We start from the raw sequence: 15,959 nt of genomic DNA, 5'->3' as shown, positions 1-15,959 counted from the left end.
AGTACTCTGCCGAGATGCTATCCCGCCGCGTCGATTTCGCTGAGATGGTGGCTCATGCGGTCACGTTTGGTGCGCAGGTAATGCACATTGTGTTCGGTGGGCCGGGTTTGCAGGGGGATGCGGGCCACCACGGGGATGCCGTGGGATTCGAGGCCGGATTGTTTGGCGGGGTTGTTGCTCAGCAGGAGAACCGAATTCACGGCGAGGTCGGTGAGAATTCGGGCGGCGGCGCCGTAATCGCGGGCGTCGATGGGCAGGCCCAGTTGAACATTGGCGTCGACGGTGTCCGCGCCTTGGTCCTGGAGTTCATAGGCCCGCAGCTTGTTCAGGAGGCCGATGCCTCGGCCTTCCTGGCCGCGCAGGTAGACGACTATGCCGCGGCCCGCGTTCACCACGGCTGCCATCGCCGCGTCGAGTTGTTCGCCGCAGTCGCAGCGCTGCGAGCCGAAGGCGTCACCGGTGAGGCATTCGGAGTGGACACGCACCAGGGTGTCCGCGCCGGACGGATCGCCGTAGACGAGGGCGAGATGCTCCGTGCCGGAGTGTTCGTCGGCATAACCGATCACGCGGAAATCGCCGAAGCGGGTGGGCAGGCGGGTCTCCACCACCCGGGTGATGCCGTTCTCCAGGCTCCTGCGGTATTCGATGAGATCGGCGATGGAGATGATCGGAATCACATGCTCGGCCGACATGACGAGCAGCTCGGGCAGTCTCGCCATGCTGCCGTCGTCATTGACCACCTCGGCGATCACCCCGGCGGGGCGCAGTCCGGCCAGGCGCATGAGGTCCACCGCCGCCTCGGTATGACCCGGACGACCAAGCACCCCACGGGGATTCGCGCGCAGCGGGAACACATGGCCGGGTCGCGACAGCTCGTCGGGGGAGGTGCGCGGGTCGGCCAGTACCCGCATGGTGCGCGCCCGGTCCGCGGCCGAAATCCCGGTGCTCACACCGGAAATCGCATCCACGGACACGGTGTACGCGGTGCCCTTGGGGTCCTGATTGACCGCCGTCATGGGCGGCAGCCGCAGCCGGTCGAGGTCTTCACCCGCCATGGGCACGCACACCACACCGCTGGTGTAGCGCACCAGGAAGGCGATGTTCTCGGGTGTGGCCTGCTCGGCGGCGAGGATGAGATCGCCTTCGTTCTCGCGGTCCTCGTCGTCCACGACGAGCACCATGCCGCCTGCCGCGATCGCGGCCACCGCCGTGGCGATTGTGTCGAGTGCACCGGTCATCGTCGACCACCTCCTCTGTTATGCCTAATCGAAATATGCGGAGCGCGGAACAGCGAGGTGGGGTCCCGCTCAATGGATAAGAAAATGGCCCGGAGGCAATGCCTCCGGGCCATTTCAGTCGATCAGATCGGTCAGAACGCGGTACCGCCGGTTGCCGGTGTACGACCCGCCTTCATGATGATCGCGCCGACCAGCGCGATCGCCGACGCGATCACTGCGAACCAGAAGCTGAGTTCATACCCCCGGTCGGCGAATATCAGCGGAATCTCCTGCGTGATGGTCGGATGACCCGCCACCGTCACATCCGCCTTGACCGGATTGGCATTCAAGAACGCTGTGGCGACAGCGATTCCGATGGCCACGCCCATGGCCTGCATGACGCCCAGCATGCCCGAGCTGACGCCCTGTTGTTCCGCGGGCACCGCCTCGACTATGAGGTTCGGCATGGTGGCGTAGTACAGCGCGAACCCGACACCGGTGACCGCGCCGATCAATGTCAGCGTCACCCAGCCGTGCCCGAGCGCCGCGTAGGCGATACCGGTGCCGATGAAGACCCCCAGCGCCACGATCAGTGGTCGTCGTCCGCCGATTCGCCGGATCCACAGGCCGCCGAGGAAGCCGAAGAGCATGGCGATCAACGACTGCGGGAGGGTGACACGGCTGGCGAACTTCATCAGGCTGAAGCCCTCGCCGTAGGTGTAGCCCGGATTCAGTTGCACCTGAACCATATCCGGCGGCAGCTGAGACAGGACCATGTCCTCGGGTACGTGCACCGCACCGGGCGGCAGTTCCACTCCGGGCGGCAACGAGGCCTTCGCCTGCGCCTCGGCTTGCGCCTGGGCGGCGGCGAGCGCCTGCACCTTCACCTGTTCATAGGTCGCCGCCTTGGCCTGCGCCACGATCTCAGAGGCGGGCGGGGACTGGATCATGTACGCGGGACCGTAGGACTGCACACCGATCATCAGCGAGCCGAGCAATGCGATGAACAGCACCACACTCACGCGCGGGTTGAACAGCAGCTTCATATCCATGATCGGCTGCTTCGCCCGCATTTCGATGACCGGGAAGAGTGCCAGCAGTGCGATACCGACGATCAGCCAGGCCAGTGTGGTCGGCTTCAGCCAGCCCCAGTCCTGACCCTTGTCCAGGTAGATGAGGGTGAGGGTGGAGCCGCCACCGAGCAGCAGTACGCCCATCACGTCGAGTCGCTGCGGGGTGCGCAGCTTGGTTTCGGGCACCACGACGATCAGCAGCGGAATCATGATCAAGGTGAAGATGAACAGGAACCAGAACATCCCGCGCCAGCTGGTGTGATCGGTGATGTATCCGCCGACCAGCGGGCCGATGAGCGCGGAGACGCCCAGGCCGGTGGAGGCGATGCCCAGGCCGACCGGAACCAGCCGGCGCGGCATGAGGTCGCGGATGAGGCCGTACGACACCACGGTGGTCGCGATGGCGGTGGCCTCGAGGGCGCGACCGAACAGGAACAGTCCCCAGTTGCTGGTGATGGCACAGATGGCGGTGCCGATCAGGAACAGCACACCGCAGACCAGGAACAGCTTCTTCTTGCCCCAGATATCGCTGAGCTTGCCGATCAGCGGTGAGACCGCCGCGCCGATAACACCGAAAACGATGATGGCCCAGTTGATATTGGCGCCCTGCTCGGGGAACGAAGGCGCGATTTGCCGCAGGGCTGCTGAGACCATCACGTACTGCATCGGAGAGATCTCGGTGAAGAGCACGATGATGGCGAGGACCGAATAGATCCTCAGTTTTGACGCTCCTTCGAGCCGGGCAGAGTCGTCGAGTTCGGGCCCTTTGGGCACCGCAGCATCAACGGAGGTGGACATACAGCGTCCTTCGGAGAGAGTTATGTAACACAGTGACATGGAATGTTTCACGTCTAGATGTGTCGGCGATCACTCAGTCCCGATGAGTGGGACTGCGAGGTTCGATCTTGGTGTATCAAAACGAAAACGGCCCGTAGGTGATTGGCTACAGGCCGTCTTCGTCATATGTTGTCCGATGTTTGCCGATCAGTAGGCGGTGCCGCCCGTCGCGGGCGTCCGCCCGGCCTTCATGATCACCGCGCCGACCAGCGCGATCAGCGCCGCACCCGCGATGAAGTAGAAGCTGACCTCATACCCCTTGTCCGCGAAGAGCATCGGAATCTCCTTGGTGACCGTGGGCTGACCCAGCACCGTCACATCCGCCCGCACCGGATTCGCGTTCAGGAACGCCGTGGCCACCGCGAGCCCGATACCCGCGCCCATGGCCTGCATGACGCCCAGCATGCCCGCACTGATGCCCTGCTGCTCCGCGGGCACCGCTTCGACTATCAGGTTGGGTGTGGCCGCGTAGTAGAGACCGAACGCGATACCGAACACCGCGCTGATCGCGGTCAGCATGCCCCAGCCGTGCGAGGTCAGCGCGTAGGCGATGGCGGCGCCGACGAAGATCACCAACGCGAACACCAGTGGCGCACGACCACCCGAGCGCCGAATCCAGAGACCGCCGACGAAGCCGAAGAGCATGGCGATCAGCGACTGCACCAGGGTCACGTGGGTGGCGAACTTCAACAGCGTGAAGCCATCTCCGTAGCTGTAACCCGGATCCAATTGCACATCAACCATATTCGGCGGCAGCTGCGAGTACACGGCCTCGGGCGGCACCACCACCGCACCCGGCGGCAGTTCCACGCCCGGTGGCAGCGCGGCCTTGGCCTGCGCTTCGGCCTGCGCCTGCGCCTGTTGCAGCGCACCGGCTTTCACCTGATCCCAGGTGGCGGTCTTGACCTGCTCGACCACCTCGGCGGCGGGCGGCGACTGGGTCATATAACCCACCGCGTAGGACTGGTAGCCGATCATGAAAGAGGCCAGCAGCGCGATGAACAGCACCACACTCACGCGCGGGGTGAACAGCAGCTTCATATCCATGATCGGCTGCTTGACCCGGGTCTCCACAATCGGGAAGAGCGCCAGGAAGATCAGGCCACCGATCAGGTACGCCAGCGAGCCCGGTGCGGTCCAGCCCCACGCCTGCCCGTTGTCCAGGTAGATCAGGGTCAGCACCAGACCGGTGCCGAGCAGTACCGCGCCGACCAGATCCAGCTTCTGCGGCGTGCGCAGCTTGGACTCGGGCACGATCGCGATCACCAGCGGAATCATCACGACGGTGAAGGCGAACAGGAACCAGAAGATGGCGCGCCAGCTGTAATGCTCGACAATCCAGCCGCCGATCAGCGGACCGGCCAGCGCGGAGACGCCGAGGCCGGTGGAGGCGATGCCCAGGCCGACCGGAACGAGCTTGCGCGGCATCAGGTCTCGGATGAGGCCGTACGAGATGACCGCGGTGGCAATGGCTGTCGCCTGCAGGCCGCGGCCGACCAGGAAGAGCATCCAATTGCTGGTGACGGCGCAGATGGCGCAGCCGATCATGAACAGCACGCCGCAGATCAGGAACATCCGCTTCTTGCCGACAATGTCGCTGAGCTTGCCGATGACCGGCGAGGTCGCGGCGCCGACGACGCCGAAGATGATGATGGCCCAGTTGATATTCGCGCCCTGGCTCGGGAAGGTGGGCGCGATCTGGCGCAGCGCGGCCGACACCATGACGTACTGCATGGGTGCGACCTCGGTGAATAGCACGATCACCGCGAGGATCGAGAAGATCCGGAACTTCGACGCACCGTCGAGGCGGCCGGTCTCGTCGGCGGTGCCGGGCGGCACCGCGGTATCGACAGAGGTGGACATATTGGCGTCCTTCAGGTGGGTAGGTGACTCGGTGTGTGAACCGTGTCACGAACCACTTGGTCCGCCTATGAGCGAGTCCGTTGAGTGAGCATGCCGCGAACTGGGTGGGAATTCTTACGGATTCTGCACCTTGGCAGGCTTCTTGCGGCTACGCTGCTTCGCCAATTTGTCCAAATCGGTCAGCAGATCCTGCGCGAATTCGCGTTCCGCCTCGTAATGGCGTACGCACCAGCGCAATACGGCGCTCGGATACGCCCACTCCGGGTTGGAGTCCGCGCCATCGGCGTCGATCTGCGCGCGCCGCTGCATCTTCTCGGCGTAGTCGATGTGCTGGTTGAGGATCTCGCGCATGCGATCGGGTTCGGCGAGATGCCCGAGCCAGGCCCGCAGCATCACACTGTGTTTGAGCACCGGAGCCTCGACGGGGGAGTGATTCACCCAGTGCGAGGCCGCTTCCCGGCCGCTGTCGGTAATGGCGTACATGCGCTTACCGCGCATACCGTCCTCGGAGACCACGGTGCGCGAGGTGGCGTAGCCGTGCTTCTCGAGGCGTTTGAGTTCGGCGTAGATCTGGCTGAACGACGGACTCCAATAGAAGAACTGCAGACTCCAGTCCGCCCACTTCTTCAGGTCGTAGCCCGAGAGCTCATCGGCGTGCGAGAGCATGCCGAGCACCGCCCAGGCGGTGGTGGGCAGGTCCGGAATAGCCTGCGGCTCTTCGTCATGCGTTCCACGCGCGCCACCGTCGGTCATGGCTGAAGGGTATCGCCCCCGCATATGACTGCCTTTTCTGTCCTGGTCAACGGGTCCGGTCAGCGCCAGTGCGTGCGGCGCGGGAACAGGGTGCGACCGGCCTCGTGCGCGACCTCGAGGACGACGCGGGCCAGCCGGTCGTAGCTCATGCCATCGGCGCGACCCGAGAGCGAGAGGGCGGCGGGGGCGGTGCCACGGCCACGCAACGGCGCTGCGACACAGGCGATCCCGATGACGGCCTCTTCACGGTCGATGGCCACGCCCTGGCGCATGCGGATCTGCGCGAGTTCGCGCGCGAGCGCCTCGGGCTCGCAGATGGTGCGCGGGGTCAGGCGGGGCAGGCGAGCGCGCAGTGCGGCCTCGGCGATATTGGGTTCGAGACAGGCGAGCATGGCCTTGCCGACGCCCGTCGCGTGCGCGGGCATCCGGCCGCCGAGGCGGGTGGGCAGGCTGGCGGCGAAGCGGCCGCCGGCCTTGTCCAGGTAGACCACATCGCGGCCGTCGAGCACCGCGAGGTGGCCGACCATGCCGGTGCGCTGGCTCAGTTCGTGTAGCAGCGGAGAGACGGCATCGCGAATCTCGTTGTGATCGGCGGTGAGTCCGCCGAGCTCGAGCGCGCGCATGCCCAGGCGGTAACCGCCGGAGGTGTGCGCCAGCCAGCGCAGCTTGATCATCTGGTCGAGGATCCGGTGCACGGTGGAGCGCGGCAGCCCGGTGCGTTCGACCAGGCCGAGCAGGGTGAGGGTGGGGGTGGAGGCGTCGAAGGCGTCCAGGATGAGAGTCATCCGCTCGATCATCGAGACCGGCACTTCGGCGCTGGCGTTACGAGATTCTTTGGGGCGCATAGGGGTATGAGTATTTCGAGCTTCCGCCGAGGGGAGCGTGGCGACGGACATATGAGCCTCCGTTGGTGCAGACATCCAGTCTAGGGATATTCCGACTAGGCATGTGCCGAAGTCGGACCTTGTGCTACCCATCACAGTGCCCTGGACCACACGCCGCGGAATCGGGAGAACTACGTAGCTTTTGTCCCGGTCTACGGATTCATGTCTCGGTGACCGAACCCCGATATTGACGCCTCCTGCTCCTGACCTGCTGTTATGACTGGCAGCCATATTTCGAACCGAAATAAAGGAGTCACCGTGGAACCGGTGCTGGAGGTGGATCGGATGCCCATCGAGATCGATCCGGCCGCATTCAAGACAGTCCTGGGGCGCTTCGCCTCGGGCGTCACGGTGATCACCGCCATCGACGAGGGCGAACCGGTCGGCTTCGCCTGCCAGTCCTTCGCGTCGCTGTCCATCGAACCGCCGCTGGTGAGCTTCTTCCCGGCGCGCACCTCGAGCAGCTGGCCGCGCATCCGCCGCGCCGGGCGCTTCACCGTGAATATCCTCGCGGACCACCAGGATCAGGTGTGCCGGCAGCTCGGACGGCCGGGCGCGGACAAATTCGCCGGGGTCGACTGGACGCCGTCCGTGAACGGTTCACCGCTACTGACGGGTGCGCTGGCAACCATCGACTGCGAACTGCACGAAGAGGTCGACGGCGGTGACCACACGGTGGTCATTGCCCGCGTGACCGGTTTGAACGAGCATTCAGAGGCAACCCCACTGCTCTTCTATCGAGCAGGCTTCGGTCGTCTCGCACACCAGTAGCAACCTCCCGGCCAGTGGGACAGCCATTGTCGTCGGCGTCACATCGGCCGCAACCATCGATACAAGGCAAGGGAGAGGAACTCACATGACCACCGCTGACGGTGCCACCGAAGTGCGAGTCATCGACGCGGGCGCACCGCCCACCCGATTCGCGCGCGGCTGGCACTGCTTGGGCCTGGCCGAGGACTTCCGCGACGGAAAGCCACACACCGTCAAGGCGTTCGGCACCGAGATCGTGGTGTTCGCCGCCGAGGACGGCACGCTCAATGTGCTCAACGCGTACTGCCCGCATATGGGCGGCAATCTCGCCGACGGCACCGTCAAGGGTGACTCGCTGGCCTGCCCGTTCCACGACTGGCGCTGGAACGGCAAGGGCAAGTGCACCGGTATTCCGTACGCGCGCCGGGTGCCGCCGCTGGCCCGCACCAAGGCGTGGCCGACCATGGTCGAGAACAAGCAGCTGTTCGTGTGGAACGACCCGGAGGGCAAGCAGCCGCCGGCCGAGCTCGCCATTCCGCGCGTCGAGGCCGCGTTCAGCGATGAGTGGACCGACTGGACCTGGAACTCCATGATCGTGGACGCCAATTGCCGCGAGGTCATCGACAATGTCGTGGATATGGCGCACTTCTTCTACGTGCACTACGGCTTCCCGACGTTCTTCAAGAATGTCTTCGAGGGGCACACCGCCAGCCAGTACATGACCTCGGTCTCGCGCGAGGACATGATGGGCGCGACCGCTAAAGCGTTGGGCGGCAAGAACGTTCTGCAATCCGAGGCCGCCTACTACGGGCCTTCCTACATGATCGATTACCTCAAGAGCGAGAGCGCCAACGGTCTCGTGGTCGAGGGGTATCTGATCAACTGCCACTACCCGATCAATGAGAACCAGTTCGTGCTCATGTACGGGGCGATCGCGAAGAGGCCTTCCGGTGTCTCGCCCGAGCAGGCCGAGGAGATCGCGCAGAAGTTCGTCGGCGGGCTCGGCAAGGGCTTCGAACAGGACGCGGCCATCTGGAAGCGCAAGTCGCGCATCAACAATCCGCTGCTGTGCGAGGAGGACGGGCCGGTCTACCAGCTGCGTCGCTGGTACGAGCAGTTCTACACCGATGCCGCGGCGGTCACCGAGGAGATGACCACCCGCTTCGAATTCGAGGTCGACACCACCCGCGCCGTCACCGCGTGGGAGGCCGAGGTCGCCGACAACCTCGCCAAGCGCGCCGCATCCGACGCCTGAAAGGCACTGTCATGGAACAGGTTTCGTGCCGGTCCTGCGGGACCTGCGTACTGGTGGAGAAATTCAGCCCCCAGCACACCAGCGTGCAATGGAACAAAGCCGCCGTAGCGGCCTGCACGGAGCTCTCCACCACCGGCCTGAAGTCACACACCTGCCACGCCCTGCGCGACAGCATCGACGCGGCCGTCGCCGCGGGCGAGCTGCCCGACAGCACCCGCGATGTAGATGTCCGTACTCGCGGCCGGACCCTGCCGTAGGTGATCCGCCACCGCGGGAAGAACGTCCCCGTCCCTGTGGGTAGAGGGGGCGCACGAACGAAATGGACAGCATAGGAATGGAATTGCGATGACCGTGACAGACATCGAACCGGAACCGGCGCAACTTGCCGGTGGCATCGCGTCGGTGCGGATCGTGCGCGTGGTGCGGGAGACCGACGACGCGGTGTCACTGGAACTCGCGCCGGTGGACGGCCACGCCGGGCGGTTCGACTACAAGCCGGGCCAGTTCCTGACCCTGCGCATTCCGAGCGAGCGGACCGGGTCGGTGAGCCGGTGCTATTCGCTGTCGAGTGCGCCGCACGAGGATGGTCCATTGAAGGTCACCGTCAAGCGGACATTCGAAGGTTATGGCTCGAACTGGTTGTGCGACAACGCTGTTGAGGGCATGTCCTTGGATGTGCTGCCGCCCGCCGGACTCTTCACGCCGGGTTCCCTGGACTCCGACCTGCTGCTCTTCGGCGGCGGCAGCGGAATCACCCCGGTGCTGTCCATTCTGAAATCCGCGCTGGCGCAGGGCTCCGGTCATGTCACGCTGATCTACGCCAATCAGCATGAGAATTCGGTTATTTTCGCCGCCGAGCTCGCGGAATTGGCTGCCGCGCACCCGGATCGGCTGCTGGTGCTGCACTGGTTGCAGTCGGTGCAGGGCCTGCCGTCGGTGGAACAGCTTGCCGCGCTGGCCAAGCCGTGGGCTGCCCGTGAGGCGTTCGTCTGCGGACCAGGCCCGTTCATGGATGCGGTCAGCGCCGCCATGGCATCCCTCGGCGCGGACCGCAAGCGTGTGCACGTCGAGAAGTTCGTCTCCCTCTCCGGAAACCCCTTCGAAACCGACTCCACCGCAGTCGATCTCGAAGCCGCCGAGATCGAGGGCGACAATGCCACCGTCGCGGTCGAACTCGATGGCGAAAACCACGAACTCACCTGGCCGCGCAGTCGGACACTGTTGGATGTGCTGCTCGCCGAGGGCATCGAAGCGCCCTTCTCCTGCAAGGAGGGTGCGTGCAGCGCCTGCGTCTGCCGAGTGGTCTCCGGTGCGGTCACCATGCGGCGCAATGAAGTCCTCGAAGACGACGACCTGGCCGACGGCTATGTGCTGGCCTGCCAGGCGGTTCCGGTGACCGACGACGTCTCCGTCACCTATTCCTGAAATATCAAGGAGTACAACATGGCTGCCTTCAGCTCCCTCGGCTACGTGCGGGCCCGCATCGCGGACGTACAAGCCTGGCGCGAATTCGCCTTCGACACCATCGGTTTCGCCGAGGGCACCGGACCGAATCCGGATTCGATCTACCTGCGCACCGATGAGCACACCTACCGCCTGGAGCTGGTGCCGGGTGAGCGCGACGAAGTGATCGCCATCGGCTGGCAGGTCGCGGATACGCGCGCGCTCGCCCTGGTGCGCGAGACCCTGGAGAAAGCCGGAATCGCGGTCGCCACACTGTCTGCGGAAGAGGCCGCGAACCGCCATGTCGAGGAGGCCATCAGCTTCATCGACCCGTCCGGCTTCACCATCGAGGTGTTCCACGGCCCGCTGCTCGACCACACCCCCGTGCTGACCAAGTACGGCGCGCGTTTCATCAACGGTGATCTGGGCCTGGGCCACGTGGTGCTGCCGGTCCGCGATATCGAGGACGCGCGCAAGTTCTACACCGAGGTACTGGGTTTCGCCGCGCGCGGCTCGTTCCGTGTCGGCCCGCCCGGACATCCCATCTGGATTCGCTTCATGGGCGTGAACCCGCGCCACCACAGCCTCGCGCTCATCCCGGGCTCGCGTCCGGACGGCCCCGGCATCGTGCACATCATGGTCGAGGTCGATTCGCTCGACGATGTGGGCCGCGCACTGGATCGCGTCACCAAGGCGGGCTACCACATCTCCTCCACGCTGGGCCGGCACACCAACGACAAGATGATCTCCTTCTACGTCCGCACCCCCGGCAACTGGGATCTCGAATTCGGTTGCGAGGGAATGCTGGTCGGCGACAACTACGTCGCGGAAGAGATGACCGCGGACAGCTACTGGGGCCACGAGTGGGCTAGGGGCTGATCCGCTCACAGACCCGGCCGCGCATCCGCCAGAGCCCCGGCTGACGCGCGGCCGTATCGGAGCACAACTGAATACATCGCAAAGGAGCGTCGAAAGTTGTCTCTGCCCAATACCTCCGGACCCACCCGGTTCGGATTCTTCATCGCGCCCTACCATCCGCTGAACGGCAATCCGACCCTGCAGATCCAGCGTGATCTCCAATTGGTCGAGCTGGCAGACGAACTCGGCTATCAGGAAGCCTGGGTCGGCGAACATCACTCCGCCGGAATGGAGATCATCGCCGCGCCCGAGGTCTTCCTCGCCGCCGCGGCCGAGCGCACCGGCCAGATCCGCCTGGGCACCGGCGTGAATTCCCTGCCCTATCACCAGCCCATGATGCTGGCCGACCGGCTCTGCCTGCTCGACCATCTCACCAAGGGCCGCGTCATGATGGGCATCGGCCCCGGTCAGCTGGCCTCGGACGCCTCCATGATGGGTGTGCCGCAGCCACGCCAGCGCGACATGATGCACGAGTCCATGGAGACCATCGTGCAGCTGCTGCGCGGTGAAGTCGTTACAGCCAAGACTGATTGGTTCGAGCTCAATGAGGCTCGCCTGCAACTGCTGCCGTATCAGCAGGGTGGGCTGGAAATGGCTGTGGCATCGACCATTTCGCCATCCGGATCGGTGCTGGCCGGTAAGCACGGCGCGGGCCTGCTGTCCCTGGCGGCCTCGGATCCCTCGGGATACGAAGCGCTGCTGCCGAATTGGAAGGTCTACGAGCAGACCATGGCCGCCAACGGTCATACCGTCGATCGCGCCAAGTGGCGGCTGGTCGCACCCATGCACATTGCCGAGACCCGGGAACAGGCGCGCCGCGAAGCCGAATGGGGCGTAGGGCATTTGGTGGATTACATCAAGCGGCTCAGCGGTATGGATGTGCCGTGGGGTGATACCGCCGCCGAGGCCATCGAACAGTGGACCGGTCCGGGCTTCCCGGCCTTCGGCCGCGCCACCATCGGCTCGCCCGATGACGCCATCGCGGCGATCGAGGCGCTGGCCGAACAGTCCGGCGGCTTCGGCACCTTCCTGGTGCTGGCGCTCAATGTCGCCGATCCGGAGGCCTCCCGTCGTTCGGTGAAACTCTTTGCCGAGCATGTGATTCCGCATTTCACCGGTGCGAATCGGAGCCGCGTCGCCTCCCTGGATTGGGCCAACGCCAATAGCGAACGCCTCATGTCCGGAATGCGGGCCGGCGTCGAGGCCGCGTTCGAACGGCACGGCCAAGCCCTGGCGGCGGCCCTCACCCCCGAATCGGAAGGGAAGTGACATGCGCGCGGTAGTAATGCGCAATCGCGAACTCGTCGTCGACGAGGTACCCGATCCCGTACCCGGCCCCGGCCAGGTCCTGGTGGAGACGATCGCCTGCGGAATCTGCGGCTCCGACAAGGCCGCCCTCGACTACACCGACGAATTCCTGCAAGCCTCCCGCGACAGCGGCGTCCCCACCTTTCTGTTCGATCCGTGCCGCGACATGGTGATGGGGCATGAACTCTCCGCCCGCGTCATCGGAGCGGGCCCGGATACCCCATTCGTGGAGGGGCAGAACGTAGTTGCGCTCCCATGGGCATTGGACGCGGCGGGCGGTATCCACGGCGTCGGCTACTCCAACGACTTCCCCGGCGGCTTCGGCGAGCGAATGGTTTTGCAGGCCATGGCCCTGGAACCCATCCCCGAGCACGTCCCACCCCACGTGGCCGCCATGACCGAACCCCTGGCGGTCGGCTTCGGCAATGTGGCGCGCACCGGCATCGGCCCCGAGGGTACCGGCATCGTAATCGGCTGCGGCCCAGTCGGATTGGGCACCGTGGCGGCCCTGGTCGAACGCGGCGTCGCGCCGATCGTGGCATCGGACCCGTCGAAACTTCGCCGCGAGGCAGCGCTCCGCCTGGGCGCGCACCGAGTGGTCGATCCCGGTATCGAGGATCCGGTAGAGGTCTGGCAGGAACTGGCTTCCCCGGGGCAGAAACTGCACGTCTGGGTCTGCGCCGGCGTCCCCGGCCTCCTCAACGACCTCATGTACAAGGTCCCGAGAGAAACCGCGATCCTGCAAATCGGCTCGATCATGTCCGACGACGTGATCCGCCCGATCGTAGGCATCTACAAGGACATCTCCCTGCAAATGTGCATGGTCTACCCCCACGAGGAGTACGCGAAAACCCTGCACCGCATAGCCGAAGGGGTGATCGACGCCGAATCCCTGATAACCACCCAGGTCGGCTTCGAAGGCGTAGCCGACGCCATAGCATCCCTCCGCCACCCCGACGACCACATCCAAATCCTGGTCCGCCCCAACCTGTAGTCGTCCCGACCAGCGCAGACCCGATGCCAGACGGGTCGGCGTTGCCGGGTTCGGTTCGTCTCAGTCGCGGACTGTCGCGCGCACCAATCGACACAGATCGGCCGGGTTCAGGTTGTCGGTGCGTTGCCATAGTTCGGGGGCGACGGCCTGGCGCTGCGAAACATGTTCGGCCACAGTGAATCCGTGTTTGTCGAGCAGGTCGGTGAGGGCTTCTGGGGTGAAGAAGCTCAACCAGGGCTCACCCTGGTCCGCTGTGGCTGGGAGGGCGAATTCGGCGTAGGCGCAACCGGATTCATCGCGCAACTCGGGTGGGAGTGCGTACTCCAGCACCAACTCGGTGCCCGGGGCGAACGTGCCCAGGACGGTGAGCGCCGCGCTGATCGCGGCCTCGGTCAAGTACATGGTCACGCCGAGCCAGCTCACCAATGCGGGAGCTGCTTGGTTGAATCCGTGCGCCGCCACTTCCGCGGCGAGATCATCGCTTTCGAAATCGACACCCACGAATCGAGCCGCAGTGGCGTCAATTCCCGCTGCCATCAGCAATTCCCGCTTCCACTGCTGTGTCGCTGGATGATCCACCTCGAAGACGGCGATCTGCCGGGCGAGCGGAGACCGATAGGCGAAGGTGTCCAGCCCCGCCCCGAGGATCACGTACTGCGTGAAGCCGGTATCCACTCGGTGCTCGGTGTAGCTGCTCCGTGCATTGACCTGCGCGCGGGTCCCACTGAGCACCACGTGATCACCGAACTGCAGGTGATAACCGATGAGCTCCTCGGCCTGCTCACCAAGTAGCCGACTTGCCATGGTGTCCTCGAATAGGTAAGGCGCGCAATCCACTACGAGATGCGCCGCTCGCCCACCCGCCGCCATCATCGCGGTTCTACTGGCTCCGCCATCCATCGAATTCTCCTTAACAGCCGCCGGGAAAACCGATGCTAGCCAAGAGAATTGACGTCCGCATCCAACATATCACACGAAAATAAATTCCAGATAACACAATTCGGGAGACACCAAACCAGACACCCACGTGGTTGGACGATCACTGGGAACCGACCGGGGCGACACGCCGTAGGTGGTCACGGTGAGTTCCCCGTGATCGTTTGACCGGGTCGGGGTGGGGGTGTCTTTTGTGTTTGTGCCTGCGGATTTCATCAGGCGGGTCGGGGTGGCGGTCTACACTCGGGTGGTATACCGATCGGTATATGGCAGGGAAGGAAGTCGTTCATGGGAGCGCGCGACCGCCTCATCGACAGCGCCATTGCCCTCATGCGCTGTAAGGGCATCGCCGGAACCGGCATTGCCCAATTGCTCGAGCACAGTGGAATCTCGCGGCGCTCGGTCTATCTCAACTTTCCGGGCGGTAAATCCGAACTGGTCGCCGAGGCCACCCGCACCGCCGGAGAGGCGTCGAGCGCACTCATGCGGACGATAACCGCGGGCGCGGACCTGGCCACGGTGATCGCGGCCTTCCCGGCCATGTGGCGAGATGTGGTGGTCGCCAGCGATTTCACCGCGGGCTGCCCCATCGTGGCCGCGGCGCTCGGGCGCTCCGAATCCCCGGAGGCGGCCGATGTGGCGGGTGCGACCTTCCTCGAATGGGAGGGCATCCTCGCCGATCGGCTCGAGGCCGAAGCCTTGGAGCCCGATACCGCGCGCTCTTTGGCGACCACGATTGTGGCGGCCGTGGAGGGCGCGGTCGTCATGTCACTGGCCACCCGCTCCACCGATCCGCTGGAGCGCGCCGGGAAACAGCTCGCGGACCTGGTGGCCGTGCACACCGGTAAGCGGACCTCGGCCGCCTGAATCAGCGGGAGAGCAGCCGCTCGATGGCATTGCGCGTCGGAATCGACGTGCTGGCACCGAGTTTCGTCGTGGCCAGCGCACCCGCGGTGCAGGCCCAGGCCAGGGCGATCTCCGGCCCCTCATCCCAGTGCGCGGCCAGCGCGCCGGTGAAAGTGTCTCCCGCGCCGGTGGTATCGACCACCTCGACCCGAACTCCCGGATGCGGCAGCGTGATTCCGTCGGGGCCGCGATAAACCGCACCGTCCGAGCCCAGTGTGGTGATCACATTCGGAACGGCGTCCAGCGCCGTGCCGAGTTGCGCGGCCTCACCCTCGTTCACCACGGCGATATCGATCGCGGCCCACAGTTGATCCGAAAGTTCTTGCACCGGTGAGGGATTCAGCAGCACCGCGGTGCCGTGCGCCCGCGCGTGCCGGGCGGCGTTCAGCACCGTCTGCTGTGGAATCTCCAACTGGCACAACAGCACATCGGCCTCGGCGATGGCCTCCAGATCGCCCCTGTCGAGCACGGTCAGGCGAGAGTTGGCCCCGCCCACCACGATAATGCTGTTCTCCCCGCCGCCGTCCACGACAATGGCCGCCACCCCGCTCGGTCCGGGCAACCGCCGCAGCCGCGAAACACCCACGCCCGCATCGACCAGTACGTGGCGCAGCTCATCGGCGAACACATCATCACCGACCGCGCCGATGAAGCCGACCTCGGCGCCGGCCCGCCGCGCCGCGATCGCCTGATTGGCGCCCTTCCCGCCGGGCACCAGCGCGAACCCCGCCCCGGACACCGTCTCGCCCGGCTCCGGCCGCCGTTTGACGGTCGTCACCAGATCCATATTGATGCTGCCCACCACCACAATCCGCGCCATGA

15 protein-coding genes are annotated in these 15,959 nt (G+C 65.2%); 8 read left to right on the top strand and 7 right to left on the bottom strand.

All coding sequences use genetic code 11. From position 1 onward, the window contains the following. Positions 1 to 17 precede the first annotated feature (17 nt). The 5 genes from GFY24_RS16920 to GFY24_RS16900 all read right to left on the bottom strand — a co-directional run bounded on the left by GFY24_RS16920 (position 18) and on the right by GFY24_RS16900 (position 6,588). Positions 18 to 1,238, bottom strand: a complete 1,221-nt coding sequence (locus GFY24_RS16920; protein ID WP_153806006.1) for a bifunctional 3,4-dihydroxy-2-butanone-4-phosphate synthase/GTP cyclohydrolase II — start codon at positions 1,236 to 1,238, stop codon at positions 18 to 20. A 131-nt stretch (positions 1,239 to 1,369) separates the two neighbouring features. Further along, positions 1,370 to 3,088: an MFS transporter gene (locus tag GFY24_RS16915; RefSeq protein ID WP_153806005.1), complete on the bottom strand. Its 1,719-nt coding sequence runs from the start codon at positions 3,086 to 3,088 to the stop codon at positions 1,370 to 1,372. A 186-nt stretch (positions 3,089 to 3,274) separates the two neighbouring features. After that, positions 3,275 to 4,990 carry an MFS transporter gene (locus tag GFY24_RS16910; RefSeq protein WP_153806004.1) on the bottom strand — a complete coding sequence of 572 codons (1,716 nt, stop codon included), beginning with the start codon at positions 4,988 to 4,990 and terminating at the stop codon, positions 3,275 to 3,277. A 114-nt stretch (positions 4,991 to 5,104) separates the two neighbouring features. After that, positions 5,105 to 5,743 (bottom strand): PadR family transcriptional regulator, encoded by a 639-nt coding sequence (locus GFY24_RS16905; protein WP_153806003.1) that lies wholly within the window; start codon positions 5,741 to 5,743, stop codon positions 5,105 to 5,107. Between the two features lie 59 nt (positions 5,744 to 5,802). Continuing rightward, positions 5,803 to 6,588, bottom strand: a complete 786-nt coding sequence (locus tag GFY24_RS16900; protein ID WP_153806002.1) for an IclR family transcriptional regulator — start codon at positions 6,586 to 6,588, stop codon at positions 5,803 to 5,805. Positions 6,589 to 6,885: 297 nt separating this feature from the next. Between GFY24_RS16900 and GFY24_RS16895 the strand changes: the two genes are divergently transcribed. The 7 genes from GFY24_RS16895 (at position 6,886) to GFY24_RS16865 (ending at position 13,295) form a co-directional block, all read left to right on the top strand. Next, a complete protein-coding gene (locus GFY24_RS16895) occupies positions 6,886 to 7,398 on the top strand; it encodes a flavin reductase family protein (RefSeq protein ID WP_309230954.1) in 513 nt (170 codons plus the stop codon). 85 nt (positions 7,399 to 7,483) lie between these two features. Continuing rightward, the gene (locus GFY24_RS16890; RefSeq protein ID WP_153806001.1) at positions 7,484 to 8,632 is read left to right on the top strand and encodes a Rieske 2Fe-2S domain-containing protein; all 1,149 of its coding nucleotides are present in this window, start codon (positions 7,484 to 7,486) and stop codon (positions 8,630 to 8,632) included. An 11-nt stretch (positions 8,633 to 8,643) separates the two neighbouring features. After that, entirely contained in the window at positions 8,644 to 8,889 is a 246-nt protein-coding gene (locus GFY24_RS16885; protein ID WP_153806000.1) for a hypothetical protein, read from the top strand. Positions 8,890 to 8,983: 94 nt separating this feature from the next. Then, complete coding sequence (locus tag GFY24_RS16880; protein ID WP_375336060.1) at positions 8,984 to 10,057, top strand: 2Fe-2S iron-sulfur cluster-binding protein; 1,074 nt, start codon at positions 8,984 to 8,986, stop codon at positions 10,055 to 10,057. A gap of 18 nt (positions 10,058 to 10,075) precedes the next feature. Continuing rightward, a complete protein-coding gene (locus GFY24_RS16875; protein ID WP_153805998.1) occupies positions 10,076 to 10,954 on the top strand; it encodes a VOC family protein in 879 nt (292 codons plus the stop codon). A 96-nt stretch (positions 10,955 to 11,050) separates the two neighbouring features. Further along, on the top strand, positions 11,051 to 12,262 hold the full coding sequence (locus GFY24_RS16870) for an LLM class flavin-dependent oxidoreductase (protein WP_228566389.1): 1,212 nt from the start codon (positions 11,051 to 11,053) through the stop codon (positions 12,260 to 12,262). 1 nt (position 12,263) lies between these two features. Further along, a complete protein-coding gene (locus GFY24_RS16865) occupies positions 12,264 to 13,295 on the top strand; it encodes a zinc-binding dehydrogenase (RefSeq protein WP_153805997.1) in 1,032 nt (343 codons plus the stop codon). Between the two features lie 60 nt (positions 13,296 to 13,355). Here GFY24_RS16865 and GFY24_RS16860 read toward each other — a convergent pair whose 3' ends face one another. Further along, complete coding sequence (locus GFY24_RS16860; RefSeq protein WP_228566388.1) at positions 13,356 to 14,195, bottom strand: SAM-dependent methyltransferase; 840 nt, start codon at positions 14,193 to 14,195, stop codon at positions 13,356 to 13,358. Positions 14,196 to 14,519: 324 nt separating this feature from the next. Here GFY24_RS16860 and GFY24_RS16855 point away from each other — a divergent pair, with 324 nt between their 5' ends. Next, a complete protein-coding gene (locus GFY24_RS16855; protein ID WP_153805996.1) occupies positions 14,520 to 15,098 on the top strand; it encodes a TetR/AcrR family transcriptional regulator in 579 nt (192 codons plus the stop codon). A 1-nt stretch (position 15,099) separates the two neighbouring features. Here the strand turns inward: GFY24_RS16855 and GFY24_RS16850 are convergent, their stop codons facing one another. Continuing rightward, positions 15,100 to 15,957, bottom strand: a complete 858-nt coding sequence (locus GFY24_RS16850; RefSeq protein ID WP_153805995.1) for a ribokinase — start codon at positions 15,955 to 15,957, stop codon at positions 15,100 to 15,102. Positions 15,958 to 15,959 lie beyond the last annotated feature (2 nt).

The sequence above is a fragment of the Nocardia sp. SYP-A9097 genome, assembly GCF_009649815.1.
GTDB lineage: Bacteria > Actinomycetota > Actinomycetes > Mycobacteriales > Mycobacteriaceae > Nocardia.
Note: the sequence above shows the minus strand (reverse complement) of the source record. Positions and strands in the feature narration are given on the sequence as shown.

Bases quoted from the DNA above. Each gene is read 5' to 3' on its own strand.
- GFY24_RS16920 (WP_153806006.1), bottom strand. From the start codon at position 1,238: ATGACCGGTGCACTCGACACAATCGCCACGGCGGTGGCCGCGATCGCG.
- GFY24_RS16915 (WP_153806005.1), bottom strand. From the start codon at position 3,088: ATGTCCACCTCCGTTGATGCTGCGGTGCCCAAAGGGCCCGAACTCGAC.
- GFY24_RS16910 (WP_153806004.1), bottom strand. From the start codon at position 4,990: ATGTCCACCTCTGTCGATACCGCGGTGCCGCCCGGCACCGCCGACGAG.
- GFY24_RS16905 (WP_153806003.1), bottom strand. From the start codon at position 5,743: ATGACCGACGGTGGCGCGCGTGGAACGCATGACGAAGAGCCGCAGGCT.
- GFY24_RS16900 (WP_153806002.1), bottom strand. From the start codon at position 6,588: ATGCGCCCCAAAGAATCTCGTAACGCCAGCGCCGAAGTGCCGGTCTCG.
- GFY24_RS16890 (WP_153806001.1), top strand. From the start codon at position 7,484: ATGACCACCGCTGACGGTGCCACCGAAGTGCGAGTCATCGACGCGGGC.
- GFY24_RS16885 (WP_153806000.1), top strand. From the start codon at position 8,644: ATGGAACAGGTTTCGTGCCGGTCCTGCGGGACCTGCGTACTGGTGGAG.
- GFY24_RS16875 (WP_153805998.1), top strand. From the start codon at position 10,076: ATGGCTGCCTTCAGCTCCCTCGGCTACGTGCGGGCCCGCATCGCGGAC.
- GFY24_RS16865 (WP_153805997.1), top strand. From the start codon at position 12,264: ATGCGCGCGGTAGTAATGCGCAATCGCGAACTCGTCGTCGACGAGGTA.
- GFY24_RS16860 (WP_228566388.1), bottom strand. From the start codon at position 14,195: ATGGATGGCGGAGCCAGTAGAACCGCGATGATGGCGGCGGGTGGGCGA.
- GFY24_RS16855 (WP_153805996.1), top strand. From the start codon at position 14,520: ATGGGAGCGCGCGACCGCCTCATCGACAGCGCCATTGCCCTCATGCGC.
- GFY24_RS16850 (WP_153805995.1), bottom strand. From the start codon at position 15,957: ATGGCGCGGATTGTGGTGGTGGGCAGCATCAATATGGATCTGGTGACG.